General features: G+C 63.0%; 18 protein-coding genes. 5 read left to right on the top strand and 13 right to left on the bottom strand.

What is annotated here, in order from left to right; genetic code table 11:
- The 10 genes from trpE to L1O02_RS02985 form a co-directional block, all read right to left on the bottom strand.
- Nucleotides 1-1,488 (bottom strand): anthranilate synthase component I, encoded by a 1,488-nt coding sequence (trpE, locus tag L1O02_RS03030; RefSeq protein WP_108545154.1) that lies wholly within the window; start codon nucleotides 1,486-1,488, stop codon nucleotides 1-3.
- A 71-nt stretch (nucleotides 1,489-1,559) separates the two neighbouring features.
- Entirely contained in the window at nucleotides 1,560-2,378 is an 819-nt protein-coding gene (locus L1O02_RS03025; RefSeq protein WP_060841359.1) for a phosphoglycolate phosphatase, read from the bottom strand.
- Complete coding sequence (gene rpe / locus L1O02_RS03020; RefSeq protein WP_060841360.1) at nucleotides 2,375-3,049, bottom strand: ribulose-phosphate 3-epimerase; 675 nt, start codon at nucleotides 3,047-3,049, stop codon at nucleotides 2,375-2,377. The genes L1O02_RS03025 and rpe overlap by 4 nt, the downstream gene beginning before the upstream one ends.
- Nucleotides 3,050-3,129: 80 nt before the next feature.
- Nucleotides 3,130-4,278: an iron-containing alcohol dehydrogenase gene (locus tag L1O02_RS03015; RefSeq protein WP_108545153.1), complete on the bottom strand. Its 1,149-nt coding sequence runs from the start codon at nucleotides 4,276-4,278 to the stop codon at nucleotides 3,130-3,132.
- 142 nt (nucleotides 4,279-4,420) lie between these two features.
- Nucleotides 4,421-5,245, bottom strand: coding sequence for an ABC transporter permease (locus L1O02_RS03010; RefSeq protein ID WP_016963813.1), 825 nt, complete (start codon nucleotides 5,243-5,245; stop codon nucleotides 4,421-4,423).
- Between the two features lie 13 nt (nucleotides 5,246-5,258).
- Nucleotides 5,259-6,506 carry an ABC transporter permease gene (locus L1O02_RS03005; RefSeq protein WP_060841362.1) on the bottom strand — a complete coding sequence of 416 codons (1,248 nt, stop codon included), beginning with the start codon at nucleotides 6,504-6,506 and terminating at the stop codon, nucleotides 5,259-5,261.
- Nucleotides 6,507-6,654: 148 nt separating this feature from the next.
- Nucleotides 6,655-7,698 (bottom strand): ABC transporter substrate-binding protein, encoded by a 1,044-nt coding sequence (locus L1O02_RS03000; RefSeq protein WP_060841363.1) that lies wholly within the window; start codon nucleotides 7,696-7,698, stop codon nucleotides 6,655-6,657.
- 43 nt (nucleotides 7,699-7,741) lie between these two features.
- Entirely contained in the window at nucleotides 7,742-8,866 is a 1,125-nt protein-coding gene (locus L1O02_RS02995) for an ABC transporter ATP-binding protein (RefSeq protein WP_060841364.1), read from the bottom strand.
- Between the two features lie 261 nt (nucleotides 8,867-9,127).
- Nucleotides 9,128-9,757: a response regulator transcription factor gene (locus tag L1O02_RS02990; protein WP_060841365.1), complete on the bottom strand. Its 630-nt coding sequence runs from the start codon at nucleotides 9,755-9,757 to the stop codon at nucleotides 9,128-9,130.
- 13 nt (nucleotides 9,758-9,770) lie between these two features.
- Nucleotides 9,771-12,170 carry a sensor histidine kinase gene (locus tag L1O02_RS02985; RefSeq protein ID WP_060841366.1) on the bottom strand — a complete coding sequence of 800 codons (2,400 nt, stop codon included), beginning with the start codon at nucleotides 12,168-12,170 and terminating at the stop codon, nucleotides 9,771-9,773.
- Between the two features lie 74 nt (nucleotides 12,171-12,244).
- Here L1O02_RS02985 and L1O02_RS02980 point away from each other — a divergent pair, with 74 nt between their 5' ends.
- Nucleotides 12,245-13,234 (top strand): alpha/beta hydrolase family protein, encoded by a 990-nt coding sequence (locus tag L1O02_RS02980; RefSeq protein ID WP_108545152.1) that lies wholly within the window; start codon nucleotides 12,245-12,247, stop codon nucleotides 13,232-13,234.
- Between the two features lie 60 nt (nucleotides 13,235-13,294).
- Here L1O02_RS02980 and L1O02_RS02975 read toward each other — a convergent pair whose 3' ends face one another.
- From L1O02_RS02975 to L1O02_RS02965, 3 genes are read right to left on the bottom strand one after another with little or no spacing between them, the layout of a single operon-like run.
- The gene (locus L1O02_RS02975; RefSeq protein ID WP_108545151.1) at nucleotides 13,295-14,062 is read right to left on the bottom strand and encodes a TerB family tellurite resistance protein; all 768 of its coding nucleotides are present in this window, start codon (nucleotides 14,060-14,062) and stop codon (nucleotides 13,295-13,297) included.
- A 1-nt stretch (nucleotide 14,063) separates the two neighbouring features.
- The gene (murU, locus tag L1O02_RS02970; RefSeq protein WP_108545150.1) at nucleotides 14,064-14,738 is read right to left on the bottom strand and encodes an N-acetylmuramate alpha-1-phosphate uridylyltransferase MurU; all 675 of its coding nucleotides are present in this window, start codon (nucleotides 14,736-14,738) and stop codon (nucleotides 14,064-14,066) included.
- Nucleotides 14,735-15,760, bottom strand: a complete 1,026-nt coding sequence (locus tag L1O02_RS02965; protein WP_108545149.1) for a phosphotransferase — start codon at nucleotides 15,758-15,760, stop codon at nucleotides 14,735-14,737. The genes murU and L1O02_RS02965 overlap by 4 nt, the downstream gene beginning before the upstream one ends.
- A gap of 130 nt (nucleotides 15,761-15,890) precedes the next feature.
- On the opposite strand from L1O02_RS02965, the gene L1O02_RS02960 reads away from it, so the two are divergent.
- The 4 genes from L1O02_RS02960 to rsmA are packed head-to-tail and all read left to right on the top strand — an operon-like array spanning nucleotide 15,891 to nucleotide 21,814.
- Entirely contained in the window at nucleotides 15,891-18,722 is a 2,832-nt protein-coding gene (locus L1O02_RS02960; RefSeq protein ID WP_108545148.1) for an LPS-assembly protein LptD, read from the top strand.
- Nucleotides 18,703-20,019, top strand: a complete 1,317-nt coding sequence (gene surA, locus L1O02_RS02955) for a peptidylprolyl isomerase SurA (protein WP_042942111.1) — start codon at nucleotides 18,703-18,705, stop codon at nucleotides 20,017-20,019. The genes L1O02_RS02960 and surA overlap by 20 nt, the downstream gene beginning before the upstream one ends.
- Nucleotides 20,016-21,005 carry a 4-hydroxythreonine-4-phosphate dehydrogenase PdxA gene (gene pdxA, locus L1O02_RS02950; protein ID WP_235759520.1) on the top strand — a complete coding sequence of 330 codons (990 nt, stop codon included), beginning with the start codon at nucleotides 20,016-20,018 and terminating at the stop codon, nucleotides 21,003-21,005. The genes surA and pdxA overlap by 4 nt, the downstream gene beginning before the upstream one ends.
- Nucleotides 21,002-21,814: a 16S rRNA (adenine(1518)-N(6)/adenine(1519)-N(6))-dimethyltransferase RsmA gene (rsmA, locus tag L1O02_RS02945; RefSeq protein ID WP_108545146.1), complete on the top strand. Its 813-nt coding sequence runs from the start codon at nucleotides 21,002-21,004 to the stop codon at nucleotides 21,812-21,814. The genes pdxA and rsmA overlap by 4 nt, the downstream gene beginning before the upstream one ends.
- Nucleotides 21,815-21,905 lie beyond the last annotated feature (91 nt).

Raw genomic sequence — 21,905 nt, 5'->3', positions numbered from 1 at the left:
TCAAGCCTTGGATGCGGGGGTTTGTTCAGCCAGTGCCACGGCACGGAACATTGCGCGACGCTTGTTCAGCGTCTCTTCCCACTCCAGGGTCGGCACCGAGTCGGCAACAATCCCGCCGCCGGCCTGTACATGCAGCTCACCGTTCTTGATCACCGCGGTGCGAATGGCAATCGCGGTGTCCATGTTGCCGTTCCAGGCGAAGTAACCCACGGCGCCGCCGTAGATGCCGCGCTTGACCGGTTCCAGTTCGTCGATGATTTCCATGGCCCGGATCTTCGGCGCCCCGGACAACGTCCCCGCCGGCAGGATCGCCCGCAGGGCATCCATCGCTGTCAGCCCGGCCTTCAATTGACCGGTGACGTTGGAGACGATGTGCATCACGTTGGAATAACGCTCGATGACCATCTTCTCGGTGAGCTTCACGCTACCGATTTCGGATACGCGACCGGTGTCGTTGCGTCCCAGGTCGATCAGCATCAGGTGCTCGGCAATTTCCTTGTCGTCCGACAGCAGGTCCTGTTCCAGGGCCAGGTCGGCTTCCTCGGTTGCGCCCCGCGGACGGGTGCCGGCAATCGGCCGCACGGTAATCAGGTTGTCCTCGACCCGCACCAGCACCTCCGGCGAACTGCCCACGACATGGAAGTCACCGAAGTTGAAGAAGTACATGTAAGGCGTCGGGTTGAAGCAGCGCAGCGCCCGGTACAGGTCGATGGGCGCGGCCGAAAAATCGATGGACATGCGCTGGGACGGCACCACCTGCATGCAGTCACCGGCCAGGATGTACTCCTTGATAGTGTCCACCGCGCGCTCATAGTCGCCCTGGGTGAAGCTGGAGCGGAACACCGGCTCCGCCGCCGACTGCTTGCTGAAATCCAGCCCGGGGCGTGGGGTGATCGGCTGGCGCAGCTGTGCCAGCAACTCCTGCAGACGCGCCTGGCCGGCTTCGAACGCATTGTCCTGGCTCGGATCGGCCAGCACGATGGCGTGCATCTTGCCCGCCAGGTTGTCGAACACCACCACTGCGTCGGAAACCATCAGCAGGATATCCGGCACGCCGATCGGATCCGGATTCGGGCACTGGCCCAAGCGCGGCTCGACATAACGCACGCAGTCATAACCGAAGTACCCCACCAGGCCGCCGTTGAAACGCGGCAGGCCGGCGATGGTCGGTACGTTGTAGCGGGCTTTGAATTCCTCGACGAAGGCCAGTGGATCGGCCACTTCATGGCTTTCGATCTCGACCCCGTCATGGGTCACGCTGACCCGGTGCCCCTGCACACGCAATACGGTGCGGCACGGCAGGCCAATGATCGAATAGCGCCCCCACTTCTCGCCGCCCTGCACCGACTCCAGCAAGTAGGAGTTGGGCTGATCGGCCAGTTTCAGGTAGATCGACAGCGGCGTGTCGAAGTCGGCAAGGGTTTCGCAGGCCAGCGGGATACGGTTGTAACCGGCTGCGGCCAAACGCAGGAATTCTTCGCGAATCATGGGATGCCTCGTGGCTTGAGGGTCTAACAGTCAGGTATGCAAACACGCCGGCAGGGCCGGCCAGACAAAAATCAGGCGCGCCAACGCCAACGGGCCAAGGCCTTGATGACTTTCATCCAGAGTTTGCGAGTGACCACCACGATGGAATTTCCAGAAGGGGATGGAACAGCGTCGGGCAACGTTATCTCAGCGGCAGGTTCTAAGCAACCGGGGATCAGCGCCCGCAGGTTGTCGATCACCAGCGCCGGGGATTCCTCGGCAATCGGCCGACCATGGTTATAGCCGTAGCTCAGCGCCACGCACTTGACCCCCGCGGCCTTGGCCGCCAGCACGTCACTGCGCGAGTCGCCGACGAATAGCGACTGCGAGGCCGGCACGCTGGCCATCTTCATCACGAAGAACAGCGCCGCCGGGTCCGGCTTCTTCTGCGGCAGGGTGTCGCCACCGATGATCCAGCGGAAATACCGGCCGATCTTCATCTGATCCAGCAAGGGGGCGACGAAACGCTCGGGCTTGTTGGTGATCAGGGCCATTTCCACGCCCTGCTTGTGCAGCCACTTGAGGGTTTCGCGCACGCCGGGATAGACCACGGTCAGCTCATGACTGTCCTCATAGGCCGCATTGAACAGCTCAAGAGCGTGCTCGGCCTCGACATCGTCGACGTCCTGGGCCTCCAGGCTGTTGGCCAGGGCCCGGCGCACCAGCATCGGCGCGCCATTGCCGACCCACTCGCGCACCGCGTCGATACCCGCAGGCTTGCGCCCCAGCTTGAGCAGCATCTGATCCACGGCGGCCGCGAGGTCCGGCACCGAATCGACCAGAGTGCCATCCAGGTCGAACATCACCAGCCGCGGCAGACGCCCCGGGAACAGCTGCTCAAATGCGCTCATGAGCGCGCCAGCGCCAGTTCGGCGCGCATCTTCTCGATGACTTCCCGGTAGTTCGGCGCATTGAAGATCGCCGAGCCGGCAACAAAGGTGTCAGCGCCTGCTGCGGCGATCTCACGGATGTTGCCGACGTTCACCCCACCGTCGATCTCCAGGCGGATATCACGGCCGGAGGCATCGATCAGGGCCCGTGCCTCACGCAGCTTGTCGAGGGTCCCAGGAATGAACTTCTGCCCGCCGAAACCCGGGTTGACGCTCATCAGCAGCACCATGTCGACCTTGTCCATCACGTACTTGAGCACGTCCAGCGGGGTTGCCGGGTTGAACACCAGGCCCGCCTTGCAACCGCCTTCGCGGATCATCTGCAGGGAGCGATCCACGTGCAGGGTGGCTTCCGGGTGAAAGGTGATGTAGGTCGCGCCCGCCTCGATGAAGTCGCCGATGATGCGGTCCACCGGGGTCACCATCAGGTGCGCATCGATCGGCGCGGTGATCCCGTACTTGCGCAGCGCCGAGCAGACCATCGGGCCGATGGTCAGGTTCGGCACATAGTGGTTGTCCATGACATCGAAGTGGACGATATCGGCACCAGCGGCCAGGACATTGTCCACTTCCTCGCCCAGACGGGCGAAGTCGGCGGAGAGAATCGACGGAGCAATAGCGAAGGGCTGCATGACGCACCTTTTTTGAGCGGAATCACGATGGCGCGCATTGTATACCTCATGCTTTGGGGCGCACACCGTAACCGCGATGTTCAGTAAGCCGCGCGATAGATCTTCTCGATATCGGCGGGGCTCAGCTTGCGCGGATTGTTGCGCATCAGACGCTCGATCCCCGCGGCCTCCACGGCCATGGCGGGAATTGCCTCCTCGGGCACGCCAAAGCTGCGCAAGCCACTGGGAATCTCCACCGCGGCGCACAGGGCGGTCATCGCCTCCACGGCCCGATCGGCGGCCTCGCCGGCACTCAAGTGCGCGGTCTGCACCCCCATGGCGTCGGCGATATCCTGCATACGCTCGACACAGGCCATCTTGTTCCAGGTCATGACATAGGGCAGCAGCAAGGCATTGCTGACCCCGTGGGACATATGGAAACGGCCACCCAGGGGATAGGCCATCGCATGCACCGCCCCCACCCCGGCATTGCCGAAGGCCATGCCCGCCATCAGGCTGGCGGTGGCCATATTCTCCCGGGCCTGCAGGTTGGCCGGATTGGCAAAGGCCTTGGGCAGTGCCTTGACGATCAGCTTGATGGCGCCTATGGCCAGGGCATCCGTGATCGCGGAGGCACTCAGCGACAGATAGGCTTCAATCGCGTGTACCAGGGCATCGACGCCACTGGCGGCGGTCACGCTGCGGGGGCAGGTCAGGGTCATCTGCGGACTGACCAGGGCCACGTCCGGCAACAGGTAGTCGCTGACAATGCCCTTCTTCAGTTGCGCGGCCCTGTCGGACAGTATCGCCACGTTGGTGACTTCCGAACCGGTGCCGGCGGTGGTGGGGATGGCGATCAGCGGCGGCCCCTTGCGCGGCACCTGATCGATGCCGAACAGGTCTTCCAGGGCGCCGTGATAGCCGGCATAGGCCGCGACACTCTTGGCAATGTCGATGGCGCTGCCGCCCCCCAGCCCGATCAGACCGTCATGCCCGCCTTCGCGGTAAACCTGCATGCAGTCTTCGACGATGGCGATTTCCGGATCGGGCAGCACCCGGTCGAAGATCTCGTAATCGCGCTCCCCCAGATGGGCCAACGCCAGCGCCACCGTGCCCGACTCGAGCAGCGCGGCATCAGTGACGATCAGCGGATTGTCGACATCCAGGCGGGTCAGTTCAGCAGCCAGTTGCTCGATGGCGGTACTGCCGGTGAGCAGCTTATGAGCGATCTTGAAAGAGGAAATACTCATGTGCGCAGCCTCTTATATAGAAGGTGGAAGCTGGCACAAGCGTAGACGTGGATTATCGGTTGTCGCCTATTCAGCGGACGAATGCCCTGCTGCCCCTCGCCCGGGAGCACAGTCAGTGGCCCGGGCGAGGAAAGCGAAGGGTCTACACCTGGGCGGTGCGCAGCTTCTCGCTGCGTCCGCGCAGCCATTCCAGGGTCAGCAGCAGAATCACCGAAAAGGCGATCAGCAGCGTCGCCGCCGCGGCAATGGTCGGGCTGAGGTTTTCACGGATGCCGCTGAACATCTGCCGTGGCAGGGTCGCTTGCTCCGGACCGGCCAGGAACAGGGTCACCACCACCTCGTCGAACGAGGTGGCAAAGGCGAACAGCGCGCCACTGATGACCCCGGGCGCGATCAACGGCAAGGTCACCCGGCGGAAGGTGGTCAAGGGCGAAGCCCCGAGGCTCGCCGCGGCGCGCACCAGATTATGGTTGAAGCCCTGCAGGGTCGCCGACACGGTGATGATCACGAAAGGCACCCCGAGCACCGCATGCACGATGATCAGCGAGAAGAAACTGTTGCCCATGCCCAGCGGCGCGAAGAACAGGTAGCTGGCGACACCGATGATCACCACCGGCACCACCATCGGCGAAATCACCAGGGCCATGACCAGCGCCTTGCCGGGAAAGTCGCCACGGGTCAGGCCGATGGCCGCGAGCGTGCCGAAGACCATGGCCAGCAGCGTGGCGGCCGGGGCCACGATGATGCTGTTCTTCAGGGCCCGCATCCATTCGGCGGAGGCGAAGAAGTCCTGATACCAGTGCAGCGAGAACCCCTGCAACGGGTACACCAGGAAGCTGCCCGAGTTGAACGACAGCGGGATGATCACCAGCACCGGCAACACCAGGAACAACAGGATCAAGCCGCAGAGAATCCGCAAGCTGTAGAACCAGACCCGTTCGACGGGAGACATGTAGGGGCTCAGCATTTCGATTCTCTCCTTAGCTCAGGCGCAGGCGGCTGGCGCCCACCAGCCAGCTGTAGATCAGATAGAGCACGACGGTCGCCAGCAACAGCAGGCCGCCCAGGGCCGTGGCCATGCCCCAGTTGATGCTGGTGTTGGTGTAGAAGGCGACGAAGTAACTGACCATCTGATCGTTCGGGCTGCCCAGCAATGCCGGGGTGATGTAGTAGCCGATGGCCAGGATGAACACCAGCAGGCAACCGGCGCCGACCCCGGCGTAAGTCTGCGGGAAGTACACCCGCCAGAAGCTGGCGAACGGATGGCAACCCAGGGAAATCGCCGCACGCATGTAGGTGGGCGAGATGCCTTTCATCACGCTGTAGATCGGCAGGATCATGAACGGCAGCAGGATGTGCACCATGGAGATGTAGACCCCGGTGCGGTTGAACACCAGCTCCAGGGGCTTGTCGATCACCCCCATGGCCAGCAGCGCGCTGTTGATCAGGCCACCGGATTGCAGCAGCACGATCCAGGCCGCAACCCGCACCAGGATCGAGGTCCAGAACGGCAGCAGTACCAGGATCATCAAGAGGTTGCTCTTGCGTGCCGGCAGGTTGGCCAGCAGGTACGCCAGGGGATAGGCCAGGGCCAGGCAGATGGCGGTGATCACCAGGCCCATCCAGAAGGTCCGGGCGAAGATGTCCAGGTAGATGGCCTGGTCCGGGGTGGCCGGGGCCAGTTCGCCCAGATCATCGATGCGATGGTCCACCGCCGCCAGCAGGTAGTAAGGGGTCAGGCTGCTGGTGTTGCGACGGATCGCCTGCCAATAGGCCGGGTCGCCCCAGCGCTCGTCCAGGCTTTCCATGGCTTCTTTATAGGATTCGGGCTCGGCCTTGAACGGCAAGGCGCGGGCGGTCTTGGTCAGCAGGCTGCGGTAGCCGGCCAGTTCCATGTTCAGGCGCTTGGACAGGTCGCCCAGGGTCTGATTCTTGCGGGCGTCCGCCAGGTCTTCGCTCAAGGCCTTGTAGGCCCCTTCGCCGGGCAGGCCACGACCGTCCCAGGCACTCACGGCCGCCACCGTGCGCGGCATGCCGCCGACCACTTCCGGGTTGCCGACGCTCTTGTACAGCAGCGCCACGATCGGTACCAGGAACACCAGCAACAGAAACAGCACCAGGGGCGCGATCAAGGCCTGCGCCTTCCAGCGGTTGACCCGCTCGGCACGGGCCAGCCGCTGCTTCAAGGTCGGGCCGGTGACCGCGTTCAGGGGAACGGTGATGGTCATGACAAACTCCGCGAATCGATCTTTCGAATACAAGCCACCAGGCGGCAGGAGCGGGCTTGGCCGCAAATCGAAGGGCATCCTTCAACATCAGGGTTGATGCTGATGACGCCTTCGCGAGCAAGCTCGCTCCTACAACGGCAGGGGGTGGTTACTTGGCTGCCCAGGCGTTGAAGCGCTGTTCCAGCTGCTCGCCGTTGTCAGCCCAGAAGCTGACGTCGATCTGCACCTGGTTGGCGATGTTTTCCGGGGTGGTCGGCATGTCCTTGAGGATGTCCTTGGCCAGCAGCGGCACGGCCTGGGTGTTGGCAGGACCGTAGGCGATGTTTTCCGAATAGGTTTTCTGCTGTTGCGGCTGGACCGAGTAGGCGATGAACTTCTTCGCCGCTTCGGCGCGAGCCTTGTCCAGGCCTTTTGGAATGGCCCAGGCGTCGAAGTCGTAGATGCCGCCGTTCCACACCACTTTCAGGTTGCTTTCCTTCTGCACTGCGGCGATTCGGCCGTTGTAGGCCGAACTCATGACCACGTCGCCGGAAGCCAGGTACTGCGGCGGCTGGGCGCCAGCTTCCCACCACTGGATGTTGGGCTTGAGCTCATCGAGTTTCTTGAAGGCACGATCCTGACCGTCCTTGCCGGCCAGCACCTTGTACACATCCTTGGGCGCGACGCCGTCGGCCATCAGGGCGAATTCCAGGGTGTACTTGGCGCCCTTGCGCAGGCCGCGTTTACCCGGGAATTTCTTGGTGTCCCAGAAGTCGGCCCAGCTGCTGGGGGCTGCTTTCAGCTTGTCGGCGTTGTAGGCCAGCACTGTGGACCAGACGAAGAAGCCCACGCCGCACGGCTGGATAGCGCCCTTGACGTAATCCTCGCTCTTGCCGAACAGCGCCGGGTCCAGTTGCTCGAACATGTCCTCGTCGCAACCACGGGACAGTTCAGGGGATTCCACTTCCACCAGGTCCCAGGACACGCTCTTGGTATCGACCATGGCCTTGATCTTGGCCATCTCGCCGTTGTATTCACCAGCGACGATCTTGCCGTTGCCCGCTGCTTCCCACGGTGCGTAGAAGGCTTTGACCTGAGCCGCCTTGTTCGCCCCGCCAAAGGACACCACGGTCAGGTCCGGGCCCGCCGCCATGGCGTGCGCCGCACCCATCATGCCCAATGCCAGGGCGGTGAATTTCAGGGATCTCAACATTTATTGTGTTCTCCACGTGCAGGTTGGTGTTGCAGGGGGGCGATCAATTCGCCTCTAGAAGCGGGTCAAGCGCGCGAACGTGCTCGACTTGCCAGCCAAGCGGCACCACGTCACCCACTGCCAGCGCAGGATCGAGCTCGGCAATCGGCTGTTTCACGAAGAAGTCGCTCTTGCCGCAGACTTCCAGGCGCACCCGGACGTGGTCGCCCAGATAGATGAATTCCGCCACCCTCCCGGAGAAGCGGTTGACGCAGCTTTCGCTGGAGCCGTTGAGGCTCACGCGCTCCGGCCGGATGGACAGGGTCACAGGCTCGCCGATGCGGCCGACGTTCACCGCCAGCGCTTCGACTTTCTCGCCACGCCCCAGCTCCACCACGCAGCGCTCGCCGTTATGGCTGTGCAGGCGGCCGTTGAGACGGTTGTTCTCGCCAATGAAGTTGGCGACGAAGGTGTTCTTCGGTTCTTCGTAGAGGGTCCGCGGCGGAGCGATCTGCTGGATCTCGCCCTGATGGAACACCGCCACCCGGTCGGACATGGTCAGGGCTTCGCCCTGGTCGTGGGTCACGTAGACCACGGTCACGCCCAGGCGCTGGTGCAGGTGCTTGATCTCCATCTGCATGTGTTCGCGCAACTGCTTGTCGAGGGCGCCGAGGGGTTCGTCCATCAGCACCAGCTGCGGCTCGAACACCAGGGCGCGGGCCAGGGCCACCCGCTGCTGTTGGCCGCCGGACAGTTGCGCCGGATAGCGCTGGGCGAAGGCATCGAGCTGGACCATGCTCAGCACGCGCTTGACCCGCTCGCTGATGTCGGTCTTGCCCAGGCCCCGCACCGACAGCGGAAAGCCGAGGTTCTCGGCCACGGTCATGTGCGGGAACAGGGCGTAGTTCTGGAACACCATGCCGATGTCGCGCTTGTGCGGCGGCACATTGTTGATGGCGCGGCCGGCCAGCTGGATCTCGCCGGCGGTCGGGGTTTCGAAACCGGCCAGCATCATCAGGCTGGTGGTCTTGCCGGAGCCGGACGGCCCCAGCAGGGTGAGGAACTCGCCTTTGCGAATTTCCAGGTTGAGGTCTTTGACGATCAGGTTCTCGCCGTCGTAGCTCTTCTGCACACCACGAAAACTGACCAGAACATCGTTGGCCCCAGCGCTTGAAACGACCTCGCTCATACCCACACCTTTTGTTTTAGACGGCTGTGGAGCAAGCCTAGTGGAGCGCGCAGGTCACGCAAATCGGGGCTCAGGAGAGATTCGCCTCAGCCGCCTGGAAGGTTGTCTGTAGGGATTGCCCTACAAGGATGGCGGGATTGGGTAAGGGCAGTGGCCAGCGACACGCTGCAAGCGGCAAGAAACGGCAAAAGCCTGAGGGCGGGGATGTCGCAAATGGATAAGTGCCCTCCCCGGGAGGTGAAGAGAGCACTGGAGCAGGTGTCAGAGCAGCTTGTGCTCCATGGCGTACTTCACCAGCTCAGCGAGGGACGTGACGTTGAGCTTTTGCATCAGCCGCGCCTTGTGGGTGCTGATGGTCTTGCTGCTCAGCGCCAGTTGCTGGGCGATGTCGTTGACATTGGCCCCTTGGGCCAGGCGTTCGAAGACCGAGAATTCGCGCTCGGACAGCAGCGAATGCAAGGGGCGGGCGTCGGTCAGACCGACTTCGAAGACCATACGGTCCGCCAGATCCGGATCGATGTAGCGCCCGCCCGAGGCCACCTTGCGGATCGCGGTCAGCAGCAGCGACGGGTCGCTGTCCTTGGTGGCGTAGCCGGCAGCGCCGATCTTCAACGCCCGGGCGGCCATCTGCGCCTCATCGTGCATCGACAGCACCAGAATCGCCGGCGGGTTGTTCAGCGCGCGAATCCGCGGAATCGCCTCCAGACCGTTCACCCCGGGCATGGAGATATCCAGCAGCACCACCTCGCAGCTCACCTGGCGCAGGGTTTCCAGCAGTTGCTCGCCGTTGCTCGCCTCCCCCACCACGGTGAGATCCTTGGCCAATCCGATCAGCTGCTTGATGCCCTCGCGGACAATGGTGTGGTCTTCGGCTACCAGTACACGGATCACGCGCTTCTCCTCGTTATTGTTCTGGATCCAGGGGCACCCGGACGCTCAAGGTGGTGCCTTCGCCCTGCTCGCTTTGCAGCACCAGGCTGCCGCCCATGATCAGCACCCGCTCGCGCATGCCCACCAGCCCAAAGGAGGTTGGCCGTGCCGAAGCGGTGTCGAAACCAAGACCGTCATCGCTGATGCTCATGCACAGTTCCGCGCCTTCCAGGGTCAGGGACAGTTCCACAGTATGCGCCTGGGCATGACGCATGACATTGGTCAGGGCCTCCTGGAGGATGCGGAACAGGCCGATGGCCTTGGCGTCGCTCAAACGCGGCAGGTTGTCCGGCACCTGCACCAGGCAGGGAATCTGGGTCCGTGCCTCGAACCGCCGGGCCTGCCATTCGATGGCCGAAGCAATGCCCGCATCGAGGATCGGCGGCCGCAGGGCGGTGGCCACGTCTCGCACCAGCTGGAACAACTGGGCAATCAGGCGCTTCATGCTGTTGAGGCGCTCATGCAGGCCCGGGTCGAGCTGGGCATAGGCCAGCTCGCACATGGACGTTTCCAGCTTGAGCACGGTAAGCATCTGCCCCAGTTCGTCATGGACTTCCCGGGCAATGCGGGCCTTTTCTTCCTCGCGCACGCTCTCCAGGTGCGCCGACAGCTCGCGCAATTGCTCCCGGGAGCTGGCCAGTTCCAGCTCGATGCGCTTGCTTTCGCTGATGTCCCAGACGATACCGTCCCAAACGAAGGCGCCGTCATCCAGGCGCCGGGTAATGGCCTTGATCTCGGCCCAGCGCTGCTGGCCCTGACGGGTCAGGATGCGGCCCTGCCAGGACCAGTCGCTGTCGGTATCCAGGGCCTGGTCCTGGGTCTGGTGGTAGCTGGCCTTGTCGTCCGGGTGCACCAGGCTGCGCAGGCCGGTGTCCCGGTGAGCCAGTACCGCCGGTGGGTAGCCCACCAGGGTTTCGCTGCCTTCGCTGATGTAGGCAAAGTCGATCTGCCCGGTGACCGGCGCCCGTTCCAGGCGAAACACCAGGCCCGGAACGTTGGCGGCAATGCCCTGCAGGCGCGCTTCGCTTTCACGCAGGGCCGCCAGGGCCCGCCGGCGCTCGGTGACGTCGTTGAGATAGACCACCAGGTACTCGCTGTCGCGAAAGCGCAGGAAGCTCAATGACACGTCCGCCGGCAGGATACTGCCATCAGCGCGCACACACTCCGTCTCGAAGCTTTGTACGCCCTCCTCGCTGGCCCGGGCCCGTTTCCACAGGTTGAGCCAACGATCCATGTGCAGGTTGGGTTCGAAATCGATCAACGGCCGGTCAATCACCCCGCCCGCCGGATAGCCGAGCATCTCCTCGGCGGCGCGGTTGGCGTAGCGCACGTGGCTGTCCCAGTTGACCCAGAGAATGCCCACGGTGCTCTGGTCGATGGAAAACTGCGTCAGGCGCAGGGCTTCCTCGCTGGCGGCGCGCAGGGCGATGTCCTCGCGAGCCGCCAACAGCCGCTGCTCCAGGGTGCGTTGCTGACGGCGCTGCCAGAAGACGATCGCCAGGCTGGCCAACAGCAGGATCACCAACAGCAGGCTGAGGTTCTGCCAGACGCCGGGGGACTGCCCCAGCCGCGGGTACTTGGGCTGCAGCCAGCGACTGTGGAGTTGTTCCAGATCCTTGGCCGGAATCGCATGCAGGGCTCTTTCGACGATGCTGGCCAGCTCCGGCCAGTCGCGCCGGGTCGCCACCCGCAACAGCTGCGGCAGGCCAATGTCGCCCACCACCGCCAGCCCGGCGAACTCCGCCTCCCCCGACAGGCGACTGAGCTGGGCCTCGTCCACTACCGCATAACGGGCCTGTTGGCTCAGCAGCAACTGCAGGGCCTGGCGCTCCAGGGGCACCCCTTGCAGGTTCAGATTGGGATAGGTCTGACGCAGGTAGTCGGCCACCGCGCTGGGCATCCGCACCGCGACCCGGGCCTGGCTGTCGAGCTTTTCCAGCTCGACCGCGCCCGCCCCCTTGCGCTCCCCCACCACCAGTTGCGGCACGCGCATGTAAGGGTCGCTGAACAGCCACAGGCGCAGGCCGGCAGGTGTCTGGGTCAGGCCCGGAGCCATGTCCACTTCGCCGTCGCGCAAAGCTCTTTCCAGTTGCGCCTGATCAGGGAAGTTGCGCCAGCTGAGCTCGATCTTCAGCGCCTGGGCCAACGCCTGCATCAGTTCGACGTTGGCGCCGGACAAGCGCTGCAGGCGCCGGTCGTACTGAGCGAAGGGCGCCTGCAGCACCAGCCCCACGCGCAATTCCGGGTGCTGCTCAAGCCATTGCCGCTGCTCCTGGCTCAAGGCCGCCATGGGCCCGGGAGACGTGGGCGCCGCCCAGCCTATCAAGGGAAGGCAGACACAGCCGATAAGCAAAAGGCAGCGAAAAAGCATCATCTGAAGTCTCACACCCTGACAAATACTGACCAACCCATTAGGCTGCCGGAATTACTTCTGGCCTGGAATATCCGATGCCCCTTGTCCACCGCTCGGCACTGCCTGCATTGTGCCTGTCGCTGATCCTGCCCTGGACCTTTTCTGCACAAGCCGCCGATCCGGCTCCGGAAACCAAGGCTCCCGAGGAACAACCGGCGCAACGCCAACCCCTGCCCGAGCGCAGCCAGGAAGACGCCAGCGCCCTGGCACGTCAGTTGCCGGCCCAGGAGCAGCAACAACTGCAAGCCGGCGGTGACACCTTCCTGGCCCTGTGGAAGCCGGCCAACACCAGCGACCCCAAGGGCGTGGTGATTATCCTCCCCGGCGCCGGTGAAACCGCTGACTGGCCGCAAGCCGTGGCGCCACTGCGCAACAAATTGCCGGACACCGACTGGGGCAGCCTGAGCCTGACCCTGCCGGACATGCTCAGCGAAGCGGCCCAGCCGCGGGTAGTCGAGGCGGCTCCAGCCCCCACCGACAAGAGCAACACCGCCAAGGACGCCAGCACTGAAGCCAAGCCCATCGAACAGGTGGCCGGCGGCGACACCGACGTGGCCGACCGTGTCGTCGCGGAAAGTACCGAGGAACAGGTCAAGGCCGATGCCGAGCGTATCTTTACCCGGATCGACGCGGCCCTGGCCTTCGCCGAACAACAGAATGCGCGCAGCATCGTGCTTCTGGGCCACGGCACGGGCGCCTACTGGGCTGCCCGTTACCTGAGCGAGAAGCAGCCCTCGCAAGTGCAAAAACTGGTGATGGTGGCCGCTCAAGCACCGGCCAACGGCAAGCCCCAACTGGCGGAACTGACACCGACCCTGAAATTGGCCACTGCGGACTTTTTCTACGCCGACAAGAGCGCCGCGCAGAAAGCCGCGCTGGAGCGGCTGCAGGCCAGCAAGCGCCTGAAGCATTCGAACTTCAGCCAGATCCCGCTCAAGGCCGTGCCGGGCAATGCTGCCGCCCAGCAAGAGCAATTGTTCCGCCGAGTCCGCGGCTGGCTGAACCCACAACCGACCGACAGCTGAAGGCACCGGCCGCCATCGCCTGAGTAACGACGACGGCGGCGCGGCCCAGGCTTATCGATCTCAGCGAAAGTCCCGGCGCTGGCGGATCAGGGCATAGGCACTGTGCAGCTCCCGGGTCTTTTCCGTGGCCTCACGTATCTGCTCCGTACTGGCGCCACTGCCGGCAATCTTGTCCGGGTGATGGCGGCTGAGCAGTCGTCGATAGGCGCGCTTGATCTGCGATGGCTCGCTGGTGGCGGCGACCCCCAGCAAGCGTAGCGCCTCCTGATAGGTCAACGGCGCTTCGGCCAGCGCGCGTCTTGCCGGACCATACTCCTGTGCCAGGGCCTGGATCTGCTCCGACGTCCAGCCCAGCCACTTGCCCCAGAGCTGGATCAGTTCACGCTCCGCCGGCCCTACCCGGCCATCGGCCCAGACCATGCGCCAGCAGGCACGCAGCACCCCTTCCGCAGCGTGGGGCTGGGCTTTGAGGCGCCGCAGATAGCCGCGCAGACGATCATTGCCCGACTTGCCCCGGTTGAACGCCGCTATGGCCCTGCGCTGTGCTGCTTCATTCATGTCCAGCGAGCGCATTTCCTGGCGTGCTTGCTGAATGTGCCCATCCACCACCCGACCGTCACTTTTCGCCAGGCGCCCCAACAGCACGAACAACAGTTCATCGTTGCGCAACGCAGAGGGTCCACCCAGACGCTCACGCACATGTGCCCAGCTGTGCAGTTGCAGACGCCGGTCCAGCGCCTGCCCCAACAATGCCCCAAGCATGGCCCCCGGAATGCTGGCAATTGCAAAACCCGCTCCGGCTCCGATCAGAGTCCCTGGCCACCACATATCAGCGACTCGCTTGCAGCAGGCGCTCAACCTGCGCCAGGCGCTCGACCGTGCCGACGTCGATCCACTGTCCCTGCATGTGCTCGCCGCTGACCTGGTCCCGGGCCATGGCCTCGCGCAGCAGTGGCGCGAGCTTGGAAGGACCGGCCACGCAGTCTTGGAACAAGTCGGGATGCAGGACCGAAATACCGCTGAAGGTCAGGGCCGCCACTCCAGGGCGAGCGTCGTGCAACATCCCGTCCTCCAGGCAGAAATCACCACCGCTGGGGTGATGAGCCGGGTTGTCCACCATGACCAGGTGAGCAAGCCCGGTCAGCGGGCGGCGTAATGTGGCGAAGTCGTAATCGGTCCAGATATCGCCATTGACCACCAGGAACGGTTGGTCACCCAGCAATGGCAGGGCCTGGAAGATTCCGCCTGCGGTTTCCAGCGGCTCGCTTTCAGCCGAGTAGCGGATGTTCAGGCCCCAGCGTTGGCCATCGCCCAACGCATCCTCGATCTGCTGGCCGAGCCAGGCGTGATTGATGACGATGTCGCGAAAGCCCGCCCGAGCCAGGGCCCGCAGGTGGTATTCGATCAGAGGGACGCCAGCCACCGGCAACAATGGCTTGGGGGTGGTCAGGGTCAGGGGGCGCATGCGCTCGCCTTTGCCGGCCGCCAGAATCATCGCCTTCATGCCTCACTCCCCGCGGACTGGCGCAGGCTGCACAGCAATTGCGCAAGTTCGGCCAGCTCGGGACGGCGGGCCAGTACCGCTTCTATATAAGCAAGGAAGCGCGGCACATCCGTGAGGTACCGCGGCTTGCCGTCGCGATGGCAGATCCGCGAGAAGATCCCGATCACCTTGAGGTGACGCTGCACGCCCATCAGGTCGCTGGCACGCAGAAAGGCTGCAAAATCGTCCTGCACGGGAATTTCCAGCGCCCGGGCGCGATTCCAATAGTCGCTGAGCCAGCTATGGACCCGAGGCTCCGGCCAGCTGAGGAAGGCATCCTTGAACAGGCACGTGACGTCATAGGTCACGGGACCGTAGACCGCATCCTGAAAATCCAGAACCCCCGGGTTCGGTTCACTGAGCATCAGGTTGCGCGGCATGTAGTCGCGGTGCACCAGCACCTTGGGCTGCGCCAGCGCGCTGTCGATCAACAGATCGCTGACCCGCTGCCACTGTTCACGTTGCTGCGCGCTGAAGGTGATCCCCAGCTCGCGTCCGACGTACCACTCGGGAAACAGCTCGAGCTCACGACGCAGCAGAGCCACATCGTAACTGGGCAGCGGCGCCTCCATCGGCAGTTGCTGAAACGCCAGCAACGCTTGCAATGCGTCGTCAAACAGCGCGTCGGCGTTGTGCTCGTCGATCACGTCGAGATAGGTCTTGTTGCCCAGGTCATTGAGCAGCAGAAAGCCGCGCGCCAGATCCTGTGCATAAATTTTCGGCACGTTGATGCCTGAAGTCGCCAGCAAATGGGCGATATCCACGAAGGGTTTGCAATTTTCCTGGGGGGGCGGCGCATCCATGACCACAAAGCTGCGGTCAGCACCCTGCCAACGGAAATAACGGCGGAAACTCGCGTCGCTACTGGCCGCGGTCAATGCCGCCGGGGGCACTTCGCCCCAGCCTTGCTCTGCGTAAACAATCGCCAACTGCTCATCGAGCCAAACTTTCAGGTGTTGCAAGCGTACATCTTGGTCAGGCATTACAAGGGTCTCCGACGGCGCTAGCCGTCAAGCGGGTCATGCTTTATTATCCAGCATCTTTTTCAGACCATCGAGAGGCGTGCGGCCCACACCGCGGGCAGATGGCACGCAGGAAGCCCGGACTAATAAGATGGCATTGAAATCCCCCGCGTTTCGTAAAAAATTCCCGTTGCTGGTTACCGGCGGTTTGCTGGCCCTGCAACCTCTAGCCACTTCCTTCGTGGTCGCTGCGGAACAGTATGACTGCTCAGTCTCTGCTTCGGGTGGCTGGGCCTGTGCGCCGAAAACCAGCGCAGCCCAACTGCCTCCACGGCCGGTTCACGACGCCAACTCGGTCAGCTCCAGCGTTGCTACAGCGGCTGATGCCGGCGCTGCGGGCGAAGCAGCCAGCGGCGACAAGCCGACGCTGGTGACCGAAGCCAAAGGCCGTGGACTGAAATCCCGCAGTGCGGACTACAGCCACCTCGACTGGGTGCCGCGTGAGAAGCTCACCGCCGCTCAATTGGCCGAGACCGGTCCTTACTGCTCTGGTTCCTATATCGAACCGATTCGTCCTGGCATGAATGACAAGACGAATAAAAGTGACGCCCCGACCTTTATCGGCGCCAAGGCCTCGCGTTATCAGCAGGAAGCACAAGTGGCGACCCTGGCCGGTGACGTGGTCATGCGCCAGGGCAGCATGCAGGTCGAGGCCGACGAGGCCAACCTGTACCAGGCCGAGAACCGTGGCGAACTGAGCGGCAACGTACGGATTCGCGACAACGGCACGCTGATGGTCGGCGACCACGCCGACGTGCAACTCGACACCGGTGAAGCCAAGGTCGACAACGCCGAATACGTGATGCACAAGTCGCGGGTGCGGGGCAGCGCGCTGTACGCCAAGCGTGCGGAAAACGCCATCATCCGCCTCAAGGATGGTACGTACACCACCTGCGAACCGAACAGCAACGCCTGGCAGCTCAAGGGCAACAACATCACCTTGAACCCGGCCACCGGCTTCGGTACTGCGACCAACGTCACCTTGCGGGTCAAAGATATTCCGGTGCTCTACACCCCGTATATCTACTTCCCGATCGACGACCGTCGCCAGTCCGGCTTCCTGCCACCGAGCATCAGCAGTGGTGGCGACACCGGCTTCATGCTGGTCACGCCGTACTACTTCAACCTGGCACCTAACTACGACGCCACGTTGTACCCACGCTACATGGCCAAGCGCGGCCTGTTGATGGAAGGCGAATTCCGCTACCTGACCAAGAGCAGCGAAGGTCAGTTCGGCGCGGCTTACCTCAACGACGACGATACCGATCGCAGCAAGCAGACCGACTACGAAAAAACCCGCTACATGCTCAACTGGCAGCACAAGGGCGGGCTTGATTCGCGTCTGATGACCGAGGTCGACTACACCAAGATCAGCGATCCTTATTACTTCCAGGATCTGCAGACCGATCAGCTCGGCGTGAAGTCGTCCACCGACTACGTCAACCAGCAAGGTGCCGTGACCTATCGTGGTGATGACTACACCGCTCGCCTCAACGTACAGGCGTACGAGCTGGCCAGCGTGTCCAACATCACCCCGTACAACCGCCTGCCGCAAATCACTTTCAACGGTGCCTTGCCATATCACCCACAAGGTCTGGATTTCACCTACGAGACCGAGCTGGTGCGCTTCGAGCGCGACCTGAGGAAAGGCAACTACTTTGACAAGGACGGCGGCCCATTCGATGCTAATGGCATTGCAATCGGAACTCGCCGCCTGGATGAAAACGTTGCCGGGCTGGCCCGTTCCAACGGTGACCGCCTGAACCTCAAGCCTGGCGTCAGCTTGCCGCTGAACTGGAGCTACGGCTACCTGACACCGTCCCTCAAGTACATGTACACCCAGTACAATCTTGATCTGGATGCGCAAGGCAAAGGCGACTTGGTCAGCAATAGAAACAACGCCTCGGCATTGGGCGAGTCCTACAAGAGCTCGCAGAACCGCGGCGTCCCAATCGCCAGCCTCGACGGTGGCCTGTACTTCGACCGCAACACCCAATGGTTTGGCAAGAACTACCGCCAGACCCTGGAACCGCGCGCCTTCTACCTCTATGTACCCGAGGAAGACCAGAAGGACATCCCGGTGTTCGATACCGGCGAATACACCTTCAACTACGCCTCGCTGTTCCGCGACAACCGCTTCTCGGGCTCCGACCGTGTCGGCGACGAGAACAAGTTGTCCCTGGGTGTAACCAGCCGCTGGATCGAGGACAACGGCTTCCAGCGTCAACGCATCAGCGTCGGCCAGGCTCTGTACTTCAAGGACCGCACCGTCCAGCTCCCGGGTATCGACTACCGCACCCGTGCGGATGCCAAGTCCAACGTCTCGCCTTACGCGCTTGAATACGAATACCGCTACAACCGCGACTGGCGTACCACTGCCGACTACAACTGGGACCCGGACAGCCACAGCCCGCGTTCCGGCAGTGCGATGCTCCACTACCAGCCTGAAGACAACCCGAACAAGGTCATCAACGCCGGCTATCGCTACCGCAACGACCAGATCCGCTATGACCAGAACAGCGGCACCTGGAAAATGGGCGGCGACTACGGCACTCCGGGCCAGCCTGGCTACGTGAAGGACTACTACAAGATCCAGCAGCATGACTTCTCGGTGATCTGGCCGATCGTGCCGCAATGGAACGCCATCAGCCGTTGGCAGTACGACTACAACCGTAACCGCACGCTCGAGGCCTTCGGTGGTTTCGAATACGACAACTGCTGCTGGAAACTGCGCCTGATCAGCCGTTACTGGGTCAAGTATGACGAGTTCAGTCAGAACGCTCCGGAAAACGAGAAAGGCGACCGCGGCATCTTCCTCCAAATTGTTCTGAAGGGTCTCGGTGGCGTCATGGGCACCAAAGTAGAGAGCTTCCTCGACAAAGGCATCCAAGGTTATCGTGAACGTGAAGACCAAGCTTTCTGATTGTCTGCGCCCGCTGATGCTGGGCGCGCTGTTCCTGAGTACCGCGGCCAGCGCCGCGGTGCAGTCCATCGACAAGGTCGTGGCCATCGTCGATAACGACGTGGTCATGCAGAGCCAGTTGGACCAGCGGGTTCACGAAGTCCAGCAAACCATCGCCAAGCGTGGCGGTGGCGTGCCACCTACCAGCGTTCTGGAACAGCAAGTTCTGGAGCGCCTGATCGTTGAAAACCTGCAACTGCAGATTGGCGAGCGTTCCGGCATCCGCATCACCGATGAAGAGCTGAACCAGGCCATCGGCACCATTGCCCAGCGCAACAGCATGAGCATCGAGCAGTTCCGCGCCGCCCTGGCTCACGATGGCCTGTCTTATGAAGACGCGCGTGATCAGGTTCGCCGCGAGATGATCATCAGCCGCGTGCGTCAACGCCGTGTGGCCGAACGCATTCAGGTGTCGGAGCAGGAGGTGAAGAACTTCCTGGCCTCGGACCTGGGCAAGATGCAGCTCTCCGAAGAACTGCACCTGGCCAATATCCTGATCCCGACCCCGGAAAGCGCCAACTCCGAAGCGATTCAGAGTGCCGCCCGCCAGGCCATGGACGTGTACCAGCAACTCAAGCAAGGTGCGGACTTCGCCCAACTGGCGATTGCCCGCTCCGGCAGTGATAACGCCCTGGAAGGCGGCGACATGGGCTGGCGTAAAGCCGCTCAACTGCCTCCACCGTTCGACCGCGAACTGAGCGCAATGGCCGTTGGCGACATCACCCAGCCAGCACGCACCCCAGGCGGTTTCATCATCCTCAAGCTGCTGGACAAGCGCGGTGGCGGCAATCAGGTGCGTGACGAAGTGCATGTACGCCACATCCTGATCAAGCCAAGCGAAATTCGCAGCGAAGAAGAGACCAAGCGCCTAGCGCAGAAGCTCTATGAGCGCATCGAAGCCGGCGAAGACTTCGCCGAACTGGCGAAAAGCTACTCCGAAGACCCAGGCTCGGCACTCAACGGCGGTGATCTGAACTGGATCGACCCGAACGCCCTGGTACCGGAATTCCGCGAAGTGATGGCCAAGACCCCACAAGGTCAGCTGTCCAAGCCGTTCAAGAGTCCTTATGGCTGGCACGTACTGGAAGTCCTTGGCCGTCGCGCCACCGACAGCACCAGCCAGGCCCGTGAGCAACAAGCCATGACCGTCCTGCGCAACCGCAAGTACGACGAAGAGCTGCAGACCTGGTTGCGACAGATCCGTGACGAGGCCTACGTCGAAATCAAACTGCCTGGCGCTGAACAGGCGGCACAGTGAAACCCAGACGTTTCGCTCTGACACCCGGCGAACCGGCGGGTATAGGTCCTGACCTATGCCTGCTGCTCGCCTCGCAACACCAGCCTTACCCCCTGATTGCCATTACCAGCCGCGACCTGCTTCTTGAGCGGGCCGCGCAACTGGGTGTGGCAGTCAATCTGCTGCCGGTGACCCTGGAGCAACTGCCGAGTCAACCCGCCCCCGCAAACAGCCTGTATGTCTGGGACACGCCCCTGGGCAAACCGGTAATCAGCGGCCAGCTGGACCAGGCCAATGCCGCCTTCGTCCTGGAAACCCTGACCCGCGCTGGCCAGGGCTGCCTGGATGGGCACTTCGCCGGCATGATCACGGCCCCCGTGCACAAGGGCGTGATCAACGACTCCGGAATCGCCTTTTCCGGGCATACCGAATTTCTCGCGGACCTGACCCACACCGAACAAGTGGTGATGATGCTGGCCACCCGTGGCCTGCGCGTGGCTCTAGTGACCACCCACCTGCCCTTGCGGGAGATTGCCGACGCCATCACCGTCGAGCGCCTGGAGCGGGTCACACGGATCCTGCATGCCGACCTGCAGCATAAGTTCGGCATCCCCCAGCCACGCATCCTGGTGTGTGGGCTCAACCCTCATGCCGGTGAAGGCGGACACCTGGGCCGCGAAGAAATCGACATCATCGAACCTACCCTAGAGCGCCTGCGCAATGAAGGCATGGACCTGCGCGGTCCATTGCCAGCCGACACTCTGTTTACCCCCAAATATCTGGAGCACTGCGACGCAGTGCTGGCGATGTACCACGACCAAGGCTTGCCCGTGCTGAAATACAAAGGCTTCGGCGCGGCCGTCAATGTGACGCTCGGCCTGCCGATCATCCGCACCTCCGTCGACCATGGCACCGCCCTGGATCTGGCAGGCAGCGGCAAGATCGACACCGGCAGCCTGCAGGTCGCCCTGGAAACCGCCTACCAGATGGCCGAGAACCGTTTATGAGCGAGCAATACCAACACCGGGCGCGCAAGCGCTTCGGTCAGAACTTCCTGCACGACGCCGGCGTCATCGACCGCATCCTGCGGGCCATCCACGCCAAACCCGAAGACCGCATGCTGGAAATCGGCCCGGGCCAGGGCGCCCTGACCGAAGGCCTGCTGGGCAGCGGCGCGCATCTGGATGTGGTGGAGCTGGACAAGGACCTGATCCCGATCCTCAACCAGCAGTTCGCTGGCAAGAGCAACTTCAACCTGCACCAGGGCGATGCCCTGAAGTTCGACTTCAACACCCTGGGCGCGGCGCCAAGCAGCCTGCGGGTGGTCGGCAACCTGCCCTACAACATCTCCACTCCGCTGATCTTCCACCTGCTGCAGAACGCCGGGCTGATCCGCGACATGCACTTCATGCTGCAAAAGGAAGTGGTCGAACGTCTGGCAGCCGGACCCGGCGGCGGTGACTGGGGCCGCCTGTCGATCATGGTCCAGTATCACTGCCGCGTGGAACACCTGTTCAATGTCGGTCCCGGCGCTTTCAACCCGCCACCGAAAGTCGACTCGGCCATCGTGCGCCTGGTGCCCCATGCGGTACTGCCACACCCGGCCAAGGATCACCGACTGCTGGAACGCATCGTGCGCGAAGCCTTCAACCAGCGCCGCAAGACCCTGCGCAACACCCTCAAGGCCCTCCTCAGCAGCGCCGAAATCGAAGCCGCCGGCGTCGACGGCAGCCTGCGCCCCGAGCAATTGGACCTGGCCGCTTTCGTGCGCCTGGCCGATCAGCTGGCCGACCAGCCCAAGCCTGCTGCCGACTGAGCGCTACCTCTGCCCGAGATCGGGTAGGACGCCGGACAGGATGTCTGGTTTACTACCCGGTACTTGACCTAGACTGACCTCCATCAGCTTT

This window comes from Pseudomonas sp. BC42, from assembly GCF_021560055.1.
GTDB lineage: Bacteria > Pseudomonadota > Gammaproteobacteria > Pseudomonadales > Pseudomonadaceae > Aquipseudomonas.
Note: the sequence above shows the minus strand (reverse complement) of the source record. Positions and strands in the feature narration are given on the sequence as shown.

Coding starts and splice junctions, on each gene's coding strand:
- trpE (WP_108545154.1), bottom strand. CDS start 1,488: ATGATTCGCGAAGAATTCCTGCGTTTGGCCGCAGCCGGTTACAACCGT.
- L1O02_RS03025 (WP_060841359.1), bottom strand. CDS start 2,378: ATGAGCGCATTTGAGCAGCTGTTCCCGGGGCGTCTGCCGCGGCTGGTG.
- rpe (WP_060841360.1), bottom strand. CDS start 3,049: ATGCAGCCCTTCGCTATTGCTCCGTCGATTCTCTCCGCCGACTTCGCC.
- L1O02_RS03015 (WP_108545153.1), bottom strand. CDS start 4,278: ATGAGTATTTCCTCTTTCAAGATCGCTCATAAGCTGCTCACCGGCAGT.
- L1O02_RS03010 (WP_016963813.1), bottom strand. CDS start 5,245: ATGCTGAGCCCCTACATGTCTCCCGTCGAACGGGTCTGGTTCTACAGC.
- L1O02_RS03005 (WP_060841362.1), bottom strand. CDS start 6,506: ATGACCATCACCGTTCCCCTGAACGCGGTCACCGGCCCGACCTTGAAG.
- L1O02_RS03000 (WP_060841363.1), bottom strand. CDS start 7,698: ATGTTGAGATCCCTGAAATTCACCGCCCTGGCATTGGGCATGATGGGT.
- L1O02_RS02995 (WP_060841364.1), bottom strand. CDS start 8,866: ATGAGCGAGGTCGTTTCAAGCGCTGGGGCCAACGATGTTCTGGTCAGT.
- L1O02_RS02985 (WP_060841366.1), bottom strand. CDS start 12,170: ATGATGCTTTTTCGCTGCCTTTTGCTTATCGGCTGTGTCTGCCTTCCC.
- L1O02_RS02980 (WP_108545152.1), top strand. CDS start 12,245: ATGCCCCTTGTCCACCGCTCGGCACTGCCTGCATTGTGCCTGTCGCTG.
- L1O02_RS02975 (WP_108545151.1), bottom strand. CDS start 14,062: ATGTGGTGGCCAGGGACTCTGATCGGAGCCGGAGCGGGTTTTGCAATT.
- murU (WP_108545150.1), bottom strand. CDS start 14,738: ATGAAGGCGATGATTCTGGCGGCCGGCAAAGGCGAGCGCATGCGCCCC.
- L1O02_RS02965 (WP_108545149.1), bottom strand. CDS start 15,760: ATGCCTGACCAAGATGTACGCTTGCAACACCTGAAAGTTTGGCTCGAT.
- L1O02_RS02960 (WP_108545148.1), top strand. CDS start 15,891: ATGGCATTGAAATCCCCCGCGTTTCGTAAAAAATTCCCGTTGCTGGTT.
- rsmA (WP_108545146.1), top strand. CDS start 21,002: ATGAGCGAGCAATACCAACACCGGGCGCGCAAGCGCTTCGGTCAGAAC.